Here is a 16294-nt window from a genome sequence, read left to right on the forward strand (position 1 = left end):
TCTGGGTCGCTCGGGTTCTCGGCGTCCCGGGTGCTTGTGCGCTCGGATCGACTCAGCTCGAACCGGCGGCGAGATCATCGGGCGACATCTCATCGCGGTCGATGCTGGGGTCCGCGCCCTCGAGGCCGGTGCCGCCCGCGTCATCGGGCGCGGACTCGTCGCCCGTCTGGGCACCCGACTCGGCCCCCGCGGCGGTGGTGTCGTCGTTCGGCTGAGCCGTCGCGTCGCCGAAGCCGACATCGGTGTCCGTGCCGTCGAGGTCGGTCGCGTCCGCATCAGGCGAGAAGGGTCGGGGACTCGTGGCATCCGTCATCGTGGTTCCTCCGATCCGCGCGAGGGTCGCGCGCTCATTCCACTCTCACGCGACGGACGTCGGGTCGGCAGGGGCTTGACGCCGCCTGCGCGGGGGAGCAGTCCTCCACAGCGCGGCACACGCGCGGCGCCGCCGACGTTGTGGAGAGCGGATGCCTCGCCCCCGCGCGGTGTCGTACGGTGGCTGCCATGCCCGGCTCGCCCAGACGTCTCCCCCGACTGCCCGTGCTGGTCGCGTCGGTGCTGATCGTGGGCGGGCTCGCCGCGTGCAGTGGTGGGCCCGCCCCCTCTCCCGCGCCGACGACCGCAGCGCCGACCGAGAGCGCCGACGAGCCGATCTTCGCGTCGGACGAAGAGGCGTTGGCGGCGGCGGTTGAGGCGTATGAGGCGTACAACTCGCTCGCCTCCGAGATCACCGCTGACCCGTCGCGAGACGCCGCCGAAATCGCAAGAGTCGCCGACGAGTCGACGGTGCCGCAATTCGAGGAGGACATCGAGGCGCTGCGGGCGGCTGGCCTTCGGATCGTGGGAAATGTGTCCCTGTCGGGCGCCAAGCTGGCAGAACGTTCCGAAGACGCGAGTCGTGCAACAGTTGCGATCTACGTGTGCCGCGATGTCTCGGACACGCGTGTGCTCGACAAGGAGGGTAACGATGTGACGAAGCCCGACCGGGCTTCGCAGCAGCCGCAGCTCGCAACGCTGGTTTCATCGCCGTCCGAACCGAGACAACTCATCGTGAAGGATCTTGAACGGTGGCAAGACGACAACGTGTGCTGATGCGCAGCGTTGGCGCCCTTGCCGCCGCGAGTGTACTGGTGCTCTCGCCCTGGCTCGCGGCTGGAGCATCCGTGCAAGAGCCAGACTTCGATGGCTTCGTGCAGGGCGCCCTTGGAGCAGAACCGGACGAATACGGCGATATCCAAGACGTCGTCCATCTTGTAGGCGAGTACGCGGGCGGTGGCAATGAAGGGCCCGGAACCGGTCCCGTTGTGGTCAGTCGGCCGATCAGTGAAGCGCCGCCCCCGCCACCACCCCCGATCCCCGAGAACTGCAGCCCGACCGACCCGCGCGACGCCTGCCGCGTCGACCCCACCGTTCCCGCGCCGCCTCCCGGCGAGCCCACCGTCACCCTCCGAGACATCGCCTCGTTCCGCCCCACCATCCCGCTCGACACGATGGAGCCCGATGGCTGGGCGGTCGTGGGTCTTCCGGCGAACTTCGTGTCGGAGGCATCCGTGCAGGTCGTGAGCGGCAGCCTGCTTGGCCGCCCGGCGGAGGTGCGCTTCACGCCGGTCGGTTACTCGTGGTCGTCCAGCGGTGCGAGCGGAGTGGCATCCGAGTCGCCAGGCGCGACGTGGGCCGAACTCGGTCTCGAGGAGTTCTCGCCGACACCGACGTCGCTCGTCTTTGTCGAGCGCGGCCGCTACGACGTGCAGCCCACCGTCACGTACGTCGCCGAATACCGTTTCAACGGCTCCGTCTGGCGTGCGATCGCGGGCACCCTCGACCTGCCGGCGCCCGTGCGGTCGGTGCTCGTCGGTGAAATCGACTCCGTCCTCGTCGCCGGGGACTGCCAGGCACGCCCGACCGGCCCCGGCTGCTAACCGCCCGAGCAGTCGGAAGTCAGCCGAGCCCGCGCCGGGCGACCGCCGCTAGTCGGGCGGTGCCGAGCTGAACGGCGGATCGAAGTGCACGCGCCGCATCTCCTCGAGCGCCTCGTCCAAATCGTGATGGCGTGAGACCGCCTCAGCCAACGGCTCGCGCTCGCCGGGCGACAGTTCGCGGAACGACGAGTGCGACACCTCGTACACCGGGTCGGGGTCGAAATCCGCGATCAGCAGGCTCGTCACATGCGAGACGCCGTGCGCGCTCCGGATCGCAGTTCGGCGGCCGCCGGTGCGGAGGACCTCGTCGACCGGGGCATCCGGATCCTCATTGATGAACTCCAGTGGGGGCAAGAGCATGCGACGGAGCCTACGACCTGTGCGTCGCGCCGGATAGGCCTGATGAGGTCCGATTCCCGCCGTCCAACCTGCCCGACCCGCGCCGTCGGCGGGGCAGGATAGGAACATGCCCCGCCACGCCACCGTGCCCACCGCGATCGGCGACCTGCTCGTCGTCGCCGACGGCGACGCGCTCAGGGGCATCTACTTCCCCGGGCACTGGCACCCGCCGGCCCCCGACACCATCGGCGCCGACGTCGACCCGCGCACCGACGCCGTGATCACGACGACCGTGACGCAGCTCACCGAATACCTCGACGGCGCCAGAACGCAGTTCGACGTGCCGACCGCCCCCATCGGCGACCCGTTCCAGCACGCCGTCTGGAACATGCTGCGCGAGATCCCCTACGGAGAGACCACCACGTACGGCGCGCTCGCCGATCGGCTCGGTGACCGCAACCTCGCCCGTCGGGTGGGCAACGCCGTCGGACGCAACCCGATCAGCATCATCGTGCCCTGCCACCGCGTCGTCGGCGCCGGAGGCTCCCTCACCGGCTACGCCGGCGGTCTCGAACGCAAGCGCACCCTGCTCGAACTCGAGGGTGCGCCGGTCGTCGCCCAGGCGCGCCTCTTCTGAGTGCGCCGCCCGTCGGGCGCGCGAGCGTCGGCGCCGCGCCGCGACGGCCGGCGCAGCCGACTCAGCCGGCTGCACCGCGACGCCAGGCTCAGCCGGCCCCGCCGATCCGGTGATCCTGCACGGCCGCGTAGGTCTGGCGGAGCAGCTCGTTCGCGTCGGAGTAGCCCTGCTGCACCAGCCGCACCACGAGGAAGTCGACGATCGCCATCTGCGCGAGCCGGCTCGACATCGCGCCCGTGCGGATGCCCGACTCGCGCGCCGAGGTCGTGAGCACGTGGTCGGCTCCGGCGCCGAGCGGGGAGTCGGGGTAGTTCGTGATCGCCACGGTGATCGCCCCTCGCTCGCGCGCGAGCGCGAGCAGCTCGTTCGTCTCGAGGGTCTGACCCGAGTGCGAGATGCCGATCGCGAGGCTGCCCGGGGTGGTGATGGCGACCGAGGTCAGGGCGAGATGTGCGTCGGCCCAGCAGAAGCCGGGGATGCCGATGCGGTGCAGCTTCAGCTGCAGGTCCTGCGCCGTGAGCCCGCTCGAGCCCGTGCCGAAGATGTCGATGCGGGGCGCCGAGCGCACGGCGGCGACCACCGCGTCGAGCGCGTCGAGGTCGAGGCCGCGCGCGGTCTCCTCGATGGCCCGCGCCTCCTGGTACGCCACCTTGGTCACCACGTCGAGCGCCGAGTCGGCCGGGGAGATCTCGGCGTCGTCGACCCGGAAGAGCTCGCGCGCGGCCTCTTCGCGGCTGTTCGCCGCGGCGATCGCGATGCGGAACTCCTTGTAGCCGGCGAAGCCCGCCGCCCGGCACATGCGCGCCACGCTCGCGGCCGAGGTGCCGCACGCCTCGGCGAGCTGGGTGATGGTCGACTCGACCACGAGTGCGGGGTGGTCGATGACGGCCTCGGCGATGCGCCGCTCGACCTTGCTCAGCGAGGGGAGCCGCTGCCGGAGGGCGACGAAGACATCGGTCATGGCTGGCCTCCGAGGCGTGCTGCGGCGTCGATGACGGGGCCGCGCATCGCGAGCAGCTCGGTCGACGACCGGGTCGGGTGGACGCGGTTCGTGAGGAATACTACCGAGCGCCGGCCGCCCGGCTCGGTCACGAACGCGGTGCCCGTGAATCCGGTGTGTCCGGCGGTGACCGGCCCGAGACCGCGCATCCACGGCTCATCGAGTCGCAGCCCGAGCGCCTGGCGGTAGTCGGGCTGGTCGCCGCCCGAATGGCCGTCGCCGCCGGAGTCGGCGGGGACCTCCCGTGCCGTGGTCAGCTGCCGCACCACGTGCTCGGGCAGCACGCGCTCGCCGTCGAGCATGCCCCCGGTCCGGATCGCCTCGGCGAACCGAAGCAGGTCGCGCGCCGTTCCGAACAGCCCGGCATTGCCGCTGACCCCGCCGAGGGCCCATGCCGTCTCGTCGTGCACCTCGCCCTGAACGAGCCCGCGGCCCGGCTGGTGCTCGGTCGCGGCGATCGTGTCGCGTGCGCCGGCCTCGGGGCGATACCCGGAATCCACCATCCCGAGCGGGCGGAGCACCCGCCGCGAGACGACCTCGTCGAGGGGCATCCCGGCGAGGGTTTCGAGGGCGAGGCCGGCCCAGATATACCCGACGCACGAATAGCGATGGATGCCTCCCGCCGGGGCATCGGGTCTCGCGCCGAGCCGGAACCGCCGAGCGGCCGGGTCCGGCTCGCGGTCGAACCACTCCGCTGGGAAGCCGGCGGTGTGCGAGAGCAGCTGGGCGACGGTGATGTCGGCGAGGCCCGGCTTGGTGAACTCGGGGAGGAGCTCGCGGACGGGGAGGTCGGCGGTGAGGCCGCGGGCGTCGAGCTCGGCGAGCAGTGCCGTCGCCACGATTGGCTTCGTCACCGAGGCGAGGTCGAACCGCGTCTGTTCATCGACCGGCAGACCGCGGGAGGCCGCGGGGCGACCCGGCGCATCCCAGGCGCGGGTCGTGCCGGCGTGGTGCTCGAAGACGAGCTCGCCGTCGACGGCGACGATCAGGCCGACCGCCGTGAACACCCAACGCGCTCGCGCGTCGTCGATCAGGGCGACGAGCGCATCGGGCGGTGGTGATGTTTCCGGCATGTGAAAAAAATAACCGACCAACTTCACATCCGCGACATTTTTGTCCATACTGAGTTCGCACCCGCCCCGACGACGTGAAGGACCTCCGGCACGATGCCCACGCAGCCCCCGACGATCGATCGCCAGCACGACGGCGACCGGCTCTCGTCGCCCACCGAGCAGCGCCTCGCGGCGTCCACCGAACTCGACGCCCTGCCGAGCGTCGAGGTCCTGCGGCTGATGAACGCCGAAGACCGGGTCGCCGTCGACGCGGTCGCCGCGATCTTGCCGCAGCTCGCCGATGTCGTCGACCTCGCCGCCGATCGCTTCCTCCGCGGCGGCACGGTGCACTACTTCGGGGCAGGCACCTCCGGCCGGCTCGGCGTGCTCGACGCGGCCGAACTGCTGCCCACCTTCAACCTCGAGGCGGGGCGCGTGGTCGCGCACATCGCGGGCGGGCCGGCCGCCATCGTCAAAGCCGTCGAAGACGCCGAGGACTCCGACGCGGAGGGACGGGCGGCCGCGGCCGGCCTCGGTCCCGACGACGTCGCGTTCGGGCTCGCCGCCAGCGGCAACACCCCGTACGTCGGCGGCGCACTCGCCGCCGCCCGTGAGGCGGGTGCGCACACCGTGCTCGTCTCGAGCAACCCGCGCGCGACCCTCGCGCCGCTCGCCGACACCAACATCGTCCTCGAGACCGGCCCCGAAGTGCTCACCGGCTCCACCCGGCTGAAGGCCGCGACCGCCGAGAAGCTCGTGCTCAACGGCTTCTCGACCGCGCTCATGGTCGCCGTCGGCCGCACCTGGTCGAACCTCATGGTCTCGGTCGTCGCGACGAACGAGAAGCTCCGCCACCGCACGGTGCGGATCCTCCAGGAGGCCGCCGGCCTCGACGAAGCCGCGGCCCGCGCCCGGCTCGCCGACGCGGACGGCGAGCTGAAGACCGCCATCGTCACCGCCCTCGCGGGCGTCGACGTCGCCGAGGCACGTCGGCTCCTCGCCGGTCGGCACGGATCCGTGCGCGACGCGCTCGCCGCGGCATCCGACGGCTGACCGCCCTCCGACGCACCACACGCACCATCCAGCACCATCCAGCAGCACCCCACCGCACAGACAGAACCCCCACATGAAGGAGAAACGATGAGGCGACGCATCCTCACCACGGCGGCCATCCTGGCCGGCTCCGCGCTCGCGCTCAGCGCGTGCGCGCCGAGCGCCTCGAGCGGCGGCGACCAGGCCACCGGCGACGAGGTCACCCTCAAGGTCTGGTCCTGGCGCACCGAAGACGTCGAGGCGTATAACACGATCTTCGACGTCTTCGAGGAGGAGCACCCCGGCATCACCGTCGAGTTCGAGGCGTTCCAGAACACCGAGTACAACCAGATCCTCACCACCGGCCTCGCCGGCAGCGACGGCCCCGACGTGCCCATGGTGCGCGCCTACGGCCAGCTGCAGCCGAACATCGAGGCCGGACAGCTGGAGCCCATCGACGGCGAGGTCGACGGCCTCGACGACATCGCGCCGAGCGTCATCGCCGGCGCCAAGGGCAAGGCCGACGGCAAGACCTATGCCGTGCCGCTCGCCACGCAGACGCTGCAGATGTTCTACAACAAGCAGATCTTCGAAGAGCAGGGCCTCGAGGTGCCGACCACCTGGGACGAGTTCATCGACGTGCAGGAGAAGCTCCTCGCCGCGGGCATCACCCCGATGGCGCTCGGCGCGAAGGATGACTGGATCCTGCCGATCTTCGCCGACATCGTCGGCAGCGCCCGCTACGGCGGCTCGGAGTTCGAGCAGCAGGTGCTCTCAGGGGAGAAGGACTTCACCGACCCCGACTACGTCGCGTCGCTGCAGCTCATCACCGACCTGCAGAAGTACCTCACGCCCGACGTCGTCGGCGTGAGCTACACCGACAGCCAGATCCAGTTCACGTCGGGTCAGGCGGCGCAGTTCCCGGGCGGCTCGTTCGAGATCGCGACGTTCCGCAACCAGGCGCCCGACCTCGACTTCGGCTCGTACCAGGTGCCGCTGCCCGAGGGTGCCGTGCTCGACGCGCCGGTCTCGCCCGCGTACGCCGACGGCAACTTCGCCATCAACTCGAAGTCGAAGAAGAAGGAGGCGGCGTTCGAGCTGCTGAACTGGCTCGCGACGCCCGAGTTCGGTCAGCTGGTCGCCGACGAGCTCAACCAGTTCTCGGCGATCCCCGGCGTGGAGTACTCCGACGAGGTCATGCAGGAGGCGTGGTCGAACTACGAGGACGGCCAGGCGCCGTACCTGCTGCTCGTCGACTTCCGCTACGGCGAGCCGCTCGGCACCGCGGTCCTCGGCGCCGAGGTGCAGAAGATGTTCCTCGGCCAGCAGGATGCCGCCGGCGCGGCCGCCGCGCTGCAGACCGGCATCTCCCAGTGGTTCACCCCCGGCGAGTGACGCCGATCACCCCATCCCGATAAGGAGCGACGAAGACCATGTCCGCCATCACCGTGCCGAAGGTGCGCCGTCGGCGCGTGACCACCGGGGTCACCCTGTCCCGCCGGGCGGGCATGGTCTTCGTCCTCCCCGCCCTGCTGCTCTTCGCGGTGTTCATCGCCTACCCGCTGCTCACCGCGCTCAGCTACTCGTTCTTCGACTGGACCGGGATCCTCCGCGGCGACTTCACCGGCCTCGAGAACTACGTGAAGCTGTTCACCACGCTGCCCTACAGCGAGGACATCCCGAACGCGTTCCTGCACAACATCCTGCTGTTCATCGGCGCGATGGTGTTCCAGAACACGGTGGGCCTCGGCCTCGCGACGCTGCTGCACCGGCGGGCGCGGTTCAAGCGCTTCTTCCAGACGATGTACACGCTCCCGTACCTCGTCTCCCCGCTCGTCATCGGCTACCTGTGGTCGCTCATGCTGTCGCCGCTGTTCGGCCCGGTGAACGCGGTGCTGCGGGCCATCGGCCTCGGCGAGCTCGCCCAGCCCTGGCTCGGCAATCCGCAGACGGCGATCTGGGTGGTCGTGATCGTCACGGCCTGGCAGTGGATCGGCTTCCCGGTGCTGCTCTACGGCGCGGCCCTCGGCGGCATCCCGGAGGAGATCGATGAGGCCGCCTCCCTCGACGGGGCGACCTCGTGGCAGCGGTTCCGCTCGATCACCCTGCCGATGCTGGTGCCGGCGATCGGCACCGTGAGCGTACTCACCTTCATCGGCGCGATGGAGGCGTTCCCGATCCCGTACGCGCTCGGCGGCTCGCAGGGCAACCCGGCCGGCGCCACCGACGTGCTGAGCCTGCTGTTCTATCGCACAGCCTTCGAGTCGGGCTCCTCGAACGCCATCGGTACGAGCTCGGCCATCGCGACGCTGCTGTTCCTGTTCATCTTCGGCATCTCGATGCTCATCACCGCGCTCATGCGCCGCGCCGAACGGAAGCTCTTCTGATGACCGCGACGATCACCCCCGAGTCCCGCGACGCCGGCGCGGCACGGTCCGGCGACGAGCACGGCATGGCCGGCGGGCCGCGCCCCGGCCGAACGCGGCGCCGCCCCACGTTCGGAGGGCTCGCGTCGAGCACCTTCCTCTGGATCTATGCGGCGATCTCGATCGCCCCGCTGCTGCTCATGCTCTCGAACTCCCTGCGCACCACGCAGGATATGGCGAAGCAGCCCCTCGGCCTGCCGCTGCCGCCGAACTTCACGAGCTACCAGAAGGCGTGGGTCACCGCGTCGTTCGACACCTACTTCTTCAACTCGATCTTCGTGACCGTGGCATCCGTGCTGCTGTCGACGGCCGTGTCGCTGCTCGCCGCGTACGCCTTCGCCCGCACGCGCTCGAAGTGGTTCACCGCGCTCGAGGGGCTGTTCCTCTCAGGGCTCATGCTGCCGGTGTATCTCGCGATCCTGCCGTTGTTCTTCCTGCTCGACTCGCTCGGCATGGTGTCGAACCTGTGGAGCCTGATCCTCGTGTACGGGGCGCTCGGGATCCCGTTCTCGACGTTCGTGCTCGCGAGCTTCTTCCGGCAGCTGCCGATGGAGCTCGACGAGGCCGCCCGCCTCGACGGCGCCGGCCCGTTCCAGACGTTCTGGCGGGTGCACCTGCCGCTCGTGCGGCCGGCGATCGCGACCGTCATCGTGTTCCGCTTCGTGCCGGTGTGGAACGACTTCTTCTACCCGCTGATCCTCATCCGCGACCAGTCGTCGTACACGCTGCCGGTCGGCATCACGCGGTTCTTCGGCGAGTACCAGACCGACTGGGCGACGCTGTTCGCCGGCCTCACGCTCGCGACCATCCCGCTCGTCGTGCTGTTCCTCCTCGCCACCAAGCAGATCGTGTCGGGGCTCACTGCAGGCATGAGCAAGTGAGCCTGCTCGGCATCGACATCGGCGGCTCCGGCAGCCGGGTCGCGGTTCTGCCGCTGGGGGGCGGACCGCGGCTCGAGCTCGCCGGCGAACGTGCCGGGGTCACGGCCGAGGGCAGCTCCGTGCCCGCGACGGCGCTCGCGCTCGTGCGCGCGGCGCGTGCGGCCTGGCCGGCCGAGACCGCCCGGATCGAGGGTGTCGGGCTGGGGGCCACCGGGCTCGGCACGCTGGTCGCGGATCCCGCGGCGCTCGCGACGGAGCTCGGCGCGGAACTCGCATCGGACCGCGGGTCGGGCGCGGATGCGTCGCGGCCCACTTTCGCCGGAACGGATGCCTCGCCCTCGCCGCAGCCATCGGGGTCACGGCCGCGCGTCGCCGTCGCGATCGACGCCGTGACCGCGCATCTCGGTGCGCTCGCCGGCCGACCCGGGGCGATCGTCGCGCTCGGCACGGGCGCCATCGCGTTCGGGACGGACGGCGCCGACATCTGGCGGCGCGTGGACGGCTGGGGGCACCTGCTCGGCGACCGCGGCGGCGGGGCGTGGATCGGCCTGCGCGGGCTCGAGACGGCGATGCGGGCCCACGACGGCGTCGACACTGCGGGCACCGCGCTGCTCGCCGCAGCCGTCGCCCGGTTCGGCGAGCCCATGACCTGGCCGGCGCAGCTCTACACGCGGCACGATCGCGCCGGCGTGCTGGCGAGCTTCGCGCCGGATGTCACGGCGGTCGCGGCCGACGGTGATGCCGCGGCGACGGCGATCCTCACCGATGCGGGCACCGAGGCGGCGCGCAGCGGCATCGCCGCGCTCGCCCCGGGCCTGCCGCCGCGGATCGCGGCGACCGGGGGACTGCTCGCAGCCGGCGGGCCGCTCGTCGCCGCATTCCGCGACACCATCGTCGGTGCCTGGCCCGACGTCGAGCTCGTCGAGCCCGCCGGCGACCCCCTCGACGGCGCCCTCCGACTCGCCGAGCTGGCTGCGGCGGGAGGCATCCGCACCCACGCGCCGTACGTCTGGACCGCGGAGGCCGTCGCGTGACGGCGGCGGCCTCGCTCGTCGCGGACCTCCGTGCGGTCCTGCCCGAGGCGCGTGTCTCGACGCGGGCCATCGACCGGCACGCCCTCGCCCACGACGCCTCGCACTACCTGCTCGTCCCCGAGGCGGTCGCCGTCGCCGAGGATGCCGCGGACGTCGCGCGGGTGCTCGCCGCGGCGACGCGCCACCGCGTGCCGGTGACGTTCCGATCGGGCGGGACGAGCCTCTCCGGCCAGGCGTCAGCGCCCGGCCTGCTGCTCGACACCCGCCGCGGCTTCCGCCGCACGGAGGTGCTCGACGGCGGAGCCCGGGTGCGGGTCGAACCGGGCGTCACGCTCCGGTCGGCGAACGCGCGGCTCGCCCGGCACGGCCGCGCCCTCGGACCCGACCCGGCCAGCGAGGTCGCCTGCACGGTCGGCGGCGTCATCGCCAACAACTCCTCCGGTATGGCCGCCGGCGTCGAGCTGAACAGCTACCGCACGCTCGAATCGCTCGTCGCGGTGCTGCCCTCGGGCACGGTCGTCGACAGTGCCGCGCCCGACGCCGCGGATCGGCTCCGCCGGGACGAACCCGAGCTCGTCGCGGCGCTCACCGCGCTCCGCGACCGCGTACGAGCCGATCCCGCCTCGGTCGCCGAGATCCGCGAGCGCTTCGCGATGAAGAACACGATGGGCTACGCCCTCAACGCCTTCCTCGACTTCGACGACCCGCTCGACCTGCTCGTGCACCTGCTCGTCGGCAGCGAGGGCACGCTCGCCTTCGTCGCCGACGCCGTGTTCCGCACGGTCGCCGTCGACCCGCACGTCGCGACCGGGCTGCTGATCTTCGAGTCGGTCGACGCCGCCGCGGCCGCCCTGCCGGCCCTCGTCGCCACGGGAGCGGCCGCCCTGGAACTCATGGATGCCACATCCCTCAGGGTCGCCCGCCGGGACCCCGCGGCGCCGGCGGCGGTGCAGGGCTTCGACCTCGCCGAGCACGCCGCGCTCCTGGTCGAGTACCGAGGTGCCACCCCGGAGGCGCTCGCCAGTCGCATGGCCGCCGCGCAGACCGTGCTCGACGGGCTGCCCCTGGTCCGCGCCGCGGAGCTCAGCGCCGATCCGGCCACCCGCGCCGCGCTCTGGCACGTGCGGAAGGGCCTCTACGCGACCGTCGCCGGCGCGCGCCCGAGTGGCACCACCGCCCTCCTCGAGGACGTCGCGGTGCCGGTGAGTCGGCTCGCCGACGCGTGTCGCGATCTCCGAGCGCTGTGCGAACGGTTCGCCTACCCCGACAGCGTGATCTTCGGACACGCCAAAGACGGCAACCTGCACTTCATGGTCACCGACGACTTCGACGCGCCGGGCGCACGCGACCGGCTCCGCGCCTTCACCGAGGCCCTCGTCGACCTGGTGCTCGGACACGGCGGCAACCTCAAGGCCGAACACGGCACCGGCCGGGCGATGGCGCCCTTCGTGCCCCGCCAGTACCGGGCCGAACTCGTGGAGGTCATGCGCGAGCTCAAACGCGCCTTCGACCCCGCCGGCGTGCTGAACCCCGGCGTCATCCTCACCGACGATCACGACGCGCACCTGCGCGACCTGAAACCCGTCGTCTCCGTGGAGGCGGAGGTCGACCGATGCGTCGAGTGCGGCTACTGCGAGCCGGTGTGCCCGAGCCGCGACCTCACGCTCACGCCGCGGCAGCGCATCGTCGTGCGGCGCTCGCGCGCGCTCGCGGAGGCGGCGGGGGACGCCCGGCTCGTCGCGGAGCTCGATCAGGCGTACGAGTACGACGGAGTGCAGACCTGCGCGGTCGACGGGATGTGCCAGACGGCGTGCCCGGTGCGGATCAACACGGGGGATCTCGTGAAGCGGCTCCGCGCCGAGGGCCGCTCGGCCCTCGAGCAGCGCACGTGGGCGACCGCGGCCCGGCACTGGGGCGCCGTCACCGGTGCCGCCGGCGTGGCCCTGGATGTCGCCGCCGCGGTGCCGACGCCGCTCGTGCAGCTGCCCAACCGGGCGGCCCGCGCGGTGCTCGGCAGCGACACCGTGCCGTTGTACACCGGTGACCTGCCCGCGGGCGGCCGCGCCCGCAGCCGGGTCGCGCACGCGGAGCGGACGTCGGGTGCCGGCGCGTCGCGGCCCTCCGCGCCGGTCGCGGTCTTCCTGCCGAGCTGCCAGGGCGCGATGTTCGCGCCCGGCGACCCGTCCGGCCCCGGAGTCCAGGCCGCCCTCGAGCGGCTCGCGGGCCTCGCCGGGCTCGCCCTCGTCGTCCCCGACGGGGTCGACGGACTCTGCTGCGGCACACCGTGGTCGTCGAAGGGCTTCGGCGCCGGCCACCGAGAGATGGCCGATCGGGTGCTCGACGCGGTCTGGTCGGCGAGCGACGGCGGGCGGCTCCCGGTGGTCGTGGACGCCTCGTCGTGCACCGAGGGTGTCGCCCGGATCATGAGACTCGCCCGCGAAGCGGGCGACCCGCGCGCCGTCGAGGTCGTCGACGCCGTCGCCTTTACCGCCGAGCACGTACTGCCGGCACTGCCCGGGCTCGATGCGTCGGCGCGGATCGACCGGGTGGTGCTGCATCCGACCTGCTCGTCGGCGCAGCTCGGGATCGACGCCGATCTGCGCCGGCTCGCGAGCGCGATCGCCGACGACGTGCAGGTGCCGGTCGCGTGGAACTGCTGCGGCTTCGCGGGCGACCGGGGCATGCTGCATCCGGAGCTGACCGCCGCCGCGACCGCCGCGGAAGCCGCCGAAGTGCAGGGGCTCGACGGCGATGCCCACGCCTCGTGCAACCGGGCCTGCGAGATCGCCATGACTCGCGCGACGGGGCGGACGTACCGGCACCTGCTCGAGCTGGTCGCCGAGCGCTACGCGGTCACGGCGTAGTCGCGCATTCGGTCAGGTGCGCGCACTCACCAGGCGACCGCGGCCAGCGCCCGTGCCCGCTGGGCCATGGCGTCGGGCACCTCGGCGACGGTGAAGTGGCCGCCCTCTTCGAGCTGCTCGAAGGTGCGCAGGTCGAGGTAGTGGCGCCTCGCGATCGACTCGGGGTTGCCTGACTCGTGTCGCTGGATGTGCACCGAGGCCGGCACCGAGGTCGGCGGGATGCGATCGGGCTTGTCGGCGCCCTCGTAGTACGGGCGGAAGCTCGAGCCGATCGATTGGGTCACCCAGTAGATCATCGCCTCGGTGAGGATGCGGTCGCGCGAGATGCGCCGCTCCACGGCGGCCGGGTCGCCCGCCGGGGTGTCGCTCCACTCGACGAGCTTCTCGGTGATCCAGGCGAGAAGGCCGACGGGCGAGTCGTTGAGCGCCGCGGCGAGGGTGTCGGGGCGGGTCGCCTGCACGTGGCCGTAGGCGCCGTTCGGCCCGTGGAGCCGGCCGAGCTCTTCGAAGAACGCGATCTCGGCCGGGTCGGTGAGCTCGACGCGCTCGTCGTCGTTCGGGAAGTGGGAGTGCGTCACGAGGATGCCGGCGACCTGGTCGGGGTAGCGCGCCGCGATGAGGTCGCTCACGTTCGCCGTGACGTCTTCGCCGTAGGTGAGGTAGCGCGCGTACCCGAGCACCTCGGTCATCAGGCGGTGCATCGTGTCGGCGAGCCGGGTCTCGCTCATGGGTCCGTCGGCATAGGGCGACGAGAACCCGAATCCCGGCAGGCTCGGCACGACGACATCGAAGTCGGCGAGTCGGTCGGCGAAGTCGAGCTGCAGCGCGAACGTGTGCGGCCAGCCGTGCATGACGAGCAGCACGGGCGCGTCGGGCCGGCCGGAGCGGAGATGCACGAAGTGGACGTCGGCGTCATCGATCCGGGCGAGGAACTGCGGGTGGCCGTTGAGCCACGTCTCACGGGCCCGCCAGTCCCATGCGAGCCACGAGTCGACGAGCTCCCGGAGGTACGAGGCATCCATGCCCGAGGCAGGACGCCTGGGGGAGTCGGGCAGCAGGCGCGCCCGGCCCAGCTCGAGTCTCAGCCGCAGCTCGTCGAGGGCGTCGTCGGACACGCGGACGGTGAAGGGGCGCACCTCGGTCATATCGAGAACCTATGGCCGGCCGCCGACATCCCGTCGGGGCGCCGCACCCGGCGGCGCGCCCGACGAGCGGCAGCTCAGGCCGTCGGTGCGACGCTGCCGAGCGCGGCGCGGAGCCCGTCGACGAGCGGCGTCGTCGGGCGCCCGATGAGCTCCGCGAGCACGGGCTGCGCGTCGGCGAGCACGCCGCGGCGGATCGCGTCGTCGATGCCCGCGACGAACCCGGCGGTGCCGGCGTCGAGCCCGGCGCCCTGGAGGGCCGCGACGTGCTCGTCGGTCGAGAGGCGCCGGTAGGTCACGTCGCGCCCGGTGAGCTCGGATGCCGTGGCCGCGAGCTCCTCGTACGACCACGCCGTCTCGCCGGAGAGCTCGAGCACGTCGCCGTCGCGGGCGGCGCCGAGCAGCACCGCGGCGGCCGCTTCGGCGTAGTCGGCGCGGGAGGCGCTCGCCACGCGTCCGTCGCCGGCCGAGGCGGTGATCTCGCCGGTCTCGGCGGCCCGGGCGACGTCGGCGACGTAGTTCTCGGTGTACCAGTTGTTGCGGAGCACCACGGCGGGCACGCCCGATGCGGCGAGGTGCTCCTCGGTCGCGCGGTGGTCGGCGGCGAGCGCGAAGTCCGCGGTGGTCGCGTGCGGCGCGCTGGTGTAGACGAGCCGGCCGACGCCCGCGGCGGCGGCCGCGTCGATGACCGCTCGGTGCCCGTCGACGCGCTGCCCCGGCACCGATCCGGAGACGAGGAGCATCCGGTCGACGCGGTCGAGGGCGGCCGCGATCGTCTCGGGGCGGTCGTAGTCGAGCGTCGCGGTGCGGACGCCGCGCTCGGCGAGGTCGGCGAGGCGCGAGGTGTCGCGGGCGGTCGCGACGACCTCGGCCGGGTCGGCGCCGCGGGCGAGGAGGGCGTCGATGACGAGCCGGCCGAGCTGGCCGCTGGCGGCGGTGACGAGGATGGTCATGCGTGGGTCCTTCCGTTCGGGCGGAGCGGCGCGGTGCACCGTCCTCTCGAAACCAACCGGATGCCCCCTGAGAGACATTCCTCGAATCGGGTACCCACTTTGCCGTAAGGTACCCACATGACGGTAAGTCTTGCGCAGATCCGGAAGACCCGCGGCGAGGTGTTCACCGCCGGATGCCCCACCCGCGTGGTCCTCGATCACGTGATGTCGAAGTGGGGCGTGCTCGTGCTGCTGGCGCTCTCCGAGGGCACCCATCGGTGGGGCGAGCTCCGCCGCGAGGTCGACGGCATCTCCGAGAAGATGCTCGCGTCCACGCTCCGCACGCTCGAGGCCGACGGGCTCGTGCGCCGGCGGTCGTATCCCGAGGTGCCGCCCCGGGTCGAGTACGCGCTCACCCCGCTCGGCGACGAGCTGATGGAACGGATGCTGCCGCTCATGGGGTGGGTGGCCGACCACGCGGACGCGATCGTCTCGCGCTGAGGCCCGCCCCGGTGGGGACTGCGACAACTTTCTCGGACGGCTGTCGAAATCGCGACGACGGCTTCGACACACTGGTACGGACGCCGTCGGCGCCCTGACCGGCCGCCGGGCCGGACCGTCTCCACGAAGGAGCAGTGCCGTGAAGTACCTCATCCTCCTGAAGTCCAACCCCGAGTGGTCGGCCGCCTGGGCCGGGTTCTCCGCCGAGCAGCAGCGCGAGGCGATGGAGCTGTACGCCGGCTTCGAAGAGCGGCTGCGCGAGGCCGGTGAGTTCGTCGACGCCGAGCAGCTCGCCGGGCCCGCCGCGGCGAAGAGCGTGCGTCTGACCGACGACGGACCCATCGCCACCGACGGCCCGTACGTCGAGCTGAAGGAGTACCTCGGCGGGTACTACATCGTCGACGTGGAGTCGGAGGCGCGGGCCGTCGAGATCGCCGGGTGGTTCCCCGAGGCGCAGGCCGGGCTCGTCGAGCTGCTGCCCGCGATGGCCGCGTCGGCCGGCGACTACTGATCGCAGGTCGGGTCGATCGAGACGTCG

Annotated in this window: 17 protein-coding genes; 11 read left to right on the forward strand and 6 right to left on the reverse strand. The window is 72.1% G+C overall.

Annotation, left to right across the window (positions count from 1 at the left end; all coding sequences use genetic code 11):
• Positions 1-52: 52 nt before the first annotated feature.
• Entirely contained in the window at positions 53-313 is a 261-nt protein-coding gene (locus tag ABIQ69_RS03030) for a hypothetical protein (protein WP_350348929.1), read from the reverse strand.
• 188 nt (positions 314-501) lie between these two features.
• On the opposite strand from ABIQ69_RS03030, the gene ABIQ69_RS03035 reads away from it, so the two are divergent.
• Together ABIQ69_RS03035 and ABIQ69_RS03040 are read left to right on the forward strand one after the other, a co-directional pair.
• Positions 502-1089: a hypothetical protein gene (locus tag ABIQ69_RS03035; RefSeq protein ID WP_350348930.1), complete on the forward strand. Its 588-nt coding sequence runs from the start codon at positions 502-504 to the stop codon at positions 1087-1089.
• Positions 1065-1916: a hypothetical protein gene (locus tag ABIQ69_RS03040; RefSeq protein ID WP_350348931.1), complete on the forward strand. Its 852-nt coding sequence runs from the start codon at positions 1065-1067 to the stop codon at positions 1914-1916. The genes ABIQ69_RS03035 and ABIQ69_RS03040 overlap by 25 nt, the downstream gene beginning before the upstream one ends.
• A 48-nt stretch (positions 1917-1964) precedes the next feature.
• On the opposite strand, the gene ABIQ69_RS03045 is transcribed toward ABIQ69_RS03040, so the two are convergent.
• The gene (locus ABIQ69_RS03045) at positions 1965-2276 is read right to left on the reverse strand and encodes a hypothetical protein (protein ID WP_350348932.1); all 312 of its coding nucleotides are present in this window, start codon (positions 2274-2276) and stop codon (positions 1965-1967) included.
• A gap of 106 nt (positions 2277-2382) precedes the next feature.
• On the opposite strand from ABIQ69_RS03045, the gene ABIQ69_RS03050 reads away from it, so the two are divergent.
• Positions 2383-2892: a methylated-DNA--[protein]-cysteine S-methyltransferase gene (locus tag ABIQ69_RS03050; protein WP_350348933.1), complete on the forward strand. Its 510-nt coding sequence runs from the start codon at positions 2383-2385 to the stop codon at positions 2890-2892.
• Positions 2893-2980: 88 nt separating this feature from the next.
• Here the strand turns inward: ABIQ69_RS03050 and ABIQ69_RS03055 are convergent, their stop codons facing one another.
• Positions 2981-3853 (reverse strand): MurR/RpiR family transcriptional regulator, encoded by an 873-nt coding sequence (locus ABIQ69_RS03055; RefSeq protein WP_350348934.1) that lies wholly within the window; start codon positions 3851-3853, stop codon positions 2981-2983.
• Complete coding sequence (locus ABIQ69_RS03060; RefSeq protein WP_350348935.1) at positions 3850-4992, reverse strand: serine hydrolase domain-containing protein; 1143 nt, start codon at positions 4990-4992, stop codon at positions 3850-3852. Before ABIQ69_RS03060 ends, ABIQ69_RS03055 begins: the two co-directional genes overlap by 4 nt.
• Before the next feature lie 66 nt (positions 4993-5058).
• Here ABIQ69_RS03060 and ABIQ69_RS03065 point away from each other — a divergent pair, with 66 nt between their 5' ends.
• The 6 genes from ABIQ69_RS03065 (at position 5059) to ABIQ69_RS03090 (ending at position 13181) form a co-directional block, all read left to right on the forward strand.
• Complete coding sequence (locus tag ABIQ69_RS03065; protein WP_350348936.1) at positions 5059-5997, forward strand: N-acetylmuramic acid 6-phosphate etherase; 939 nt, start codon at positions 5059-5061, stop codon at positions 5995-5997.
• Positions 5998-6084: 87 nt separating this feature from the next.
• Positions 6085-7371, forward strand: a complete 1287-nt coding sequence (locus tag ABIQ69_RS03070; protein ID WP_350348937.1) for an extracellular solute-binding protein — start codon at positions 6085-6087, stop codon at positions 7369-7371.
• 38 nt (positions 7372-7409) lie between these two features.
• Positions 7410-8363, forward strand: coding sequence for a sugar ABC transporter permease (locus ABIQ69_RS03075; RefSeq protein ID WP_350348938.1), 954 nt, complete (start codon positions 7410-7412; stop codon positions 8361-8363).
• Positions 8363-9283, forward strand: a complete 921-nt coding sequence (locus ABIQ69_RS03080; RefSeq protein ID WP_350348939.1) for a carbohydrate ABC transporter permease — start codon at positions 8363-8365, stop codon at positions 9281-9283. The genes ABIQ69_RS03075 and ABIQ69_RS03080 overlap by 1 nt, the downstream gene beginning before the upstream one ends.
• Positions 9280-10317: a BadF/BadG/BcrA/BcrD ATPase family protein gene (locus ABIQ69_RS03085; protein WP_350348940.1), complete on the forward strand. Its 1038-nt coding sequence runs from the start codon at positions 9280-9282 to the stop codon at positions 10315-10317. Before ABIQ69_RS03080 ends, ABIQ69_RS03085 begins: the two co-directional genes overlap by 4 nt.
• Positions 10314-13181, forward strand: coding sequence for an FAD-binding and (Fe-S)-binding domain-containing protein (locus ABIQ69_RS03090; protein WP_350348941.1), 2868 nt, complete (start codon positions 10314-10316; stop codon positions 13179-13181). The genes ABIQ69_RS03085 and ABIQ69_RS03090 overlap by 4 nt, the downstream gene beginning before the upstream one ends.
• 26 nt (positions 13182-13207) lie before the next feature.
• Here the strand turns inward: ABIQ69_RS03090 and ABIQ69_RS03095 are convergent, their stop codons facing one another.
• On the reverse strand, positions 13208-14326 hold the full coding sequence (locus tag ABIQ69_RS03095) for an epoxide hydrolase family protein (protein ID WP_350348942.1): 1119 nt from the start codon (positions 14324-14326) through the stop codon (positions 13208-13210).
• Between the two features lie 74 nt (positions 14327-14400).
• On the reverse strand, positions 14401-15276 hold the full coding sequence (locus tag ABIQ69_RS03100) for an NAD(P)H-binding protein (RefSeq protein ID WP_350348943.1): 876 nt from the start codon (positions 15274-15276) through the stop codon (positions 14401-14403).
• A 117-nt stretch (positions 15277-15393) separates the two neighbouring features.
• Between ABIQ69_RS03100 and ABIQ69_RS03105 the strand changes: the two genes are divergently transcribed.
• Together ABIQ69_RS03105 and ABIQ69_RS03110 are read left to right on the forward strand one after the other, a co-directional pair.
• A complete protein-coding gene (locus tag ABIQ69_RS03105; protein WP_350348944.1) occupies positions 15394-15756 on the forward strand; it encodes a helix-turn-helix domain-containing protein in 363 nt (120 codons plus the stop codon).
• A gap of 139 nt (positions 15757-15895) precedes the next feature.
• Positions 15896-16267, forward strand: a complete 372-nt coding sequence (locus ABIQ69_RS03110; RefSeq protein WP_350348945.1) for a YciI family protein — start codon at positions 15896-15898, stop codon at positions 16265-16267.
• Positions 16268-16294: the final 27 nt, after the last annotated feature.

The organism is Agromyces sp. G08B096, from assembly GCF_040267705.1.
GTDB lineage: Bacteria > Actinomycetota > Actinomycetes > Actinomycetales > Microbacteriaceae > Agromyces.

What these genes read in the sequence shown, in the direction of transcription:
- ABIQ69_RS03030 (WP_350348929.1), bottom strand. Translation starts at nt 313, where the DNA reads ATGACGGATGCCACGAGTCCCCGACCCTTCTCGCCTGATGCGGACGCG.
- ABIQ69_RS03095 (WP_350348942.1), bottom strand. Translation starts at nt 14,326, where the DNA reads ATGACCGAGGTGCGCCCCTTCACCGTCCGCGTGTCCGACGACGCCCTC.
- ABIQ69_RS03065 (WP_350348936.1), top strand. Translation starts at nt 5,059, where the DNA reads ATGCCCACGCAGCCCCCGACGATCGATCGCCAGCACGACGGCGACCGG.
- ABIQ69_RS03070 (WP_350348937.1), top strand. Translation starts at nt 6,085, where the DNA reads ATGAGGCGACGCATCCTCACCACGGCGGCCATCCTGGCCGGCTCCGCG.
- ABIQ69_RS03045 (WP_350348932.1), bottom strand. Translation starts at nt 2,276, where the DNA reads ATGCTCTTGCCCCCACTGGAGTTCATCAATGAGGATCCGGATGCCCCG.
- ABIQ69_RS03075 (WP_350348938.1), top strand. Translation starts at nt 7,410, where the DNA reads ATGTCCGCCATCACCGTGCCGAAGGTGCGCCGTCGGCGCGTGACCACC.
- ABIQ69_RS03080 (WP_350348939.1), top strand. Translation starts at nt 8,363, where the DNA reads ATGACCGCGACGATCACCCCCGAGTCCCGCGACGCCGGCGCGGCACGG.
- ABIQ69_RS03050 (WP_350348933.1), top strand. Translation starts at nt 2,383, where the DNA reads ATGCCCCGCCACGCCACCGTGCCCACCGCGATCGGCGACCTGCTCGTC.
- ABIQ69_RS03055 (WP_350348934.1), bottom strand. Translation starts at nt 3,853, where the DNA reads ATGACCGATGTCTTCGTCGCCCTCCGGCAGCGGCTCCCCTCGCTGAGC.
- ABIQ69_RS03035 (WP_350348930.1), top strand. Translation starts at nt 502, where the DNA reads ATGCCCGGCTCGCCCAGACGTCTCCCCCGACTGCCCGTGCTGGTCGCG.
- ABIQ69_RS03105 (WP_350348944.1), top strand. Translation starts at nt 15,394, where the DNA reads ATGACGGTAAGTCTTGCGCAGATCCGGAAGACCCGCGGCGAGGTGTTC.
- ABIQ69_RS03100 (WP_350348943.1), bottom strand. Translation starts at nt 15,276, where the DNA reads ATGACCATCCTCGTCACCGCCGCCAGCGGCCAGCTCGGCCGGCTCGTC.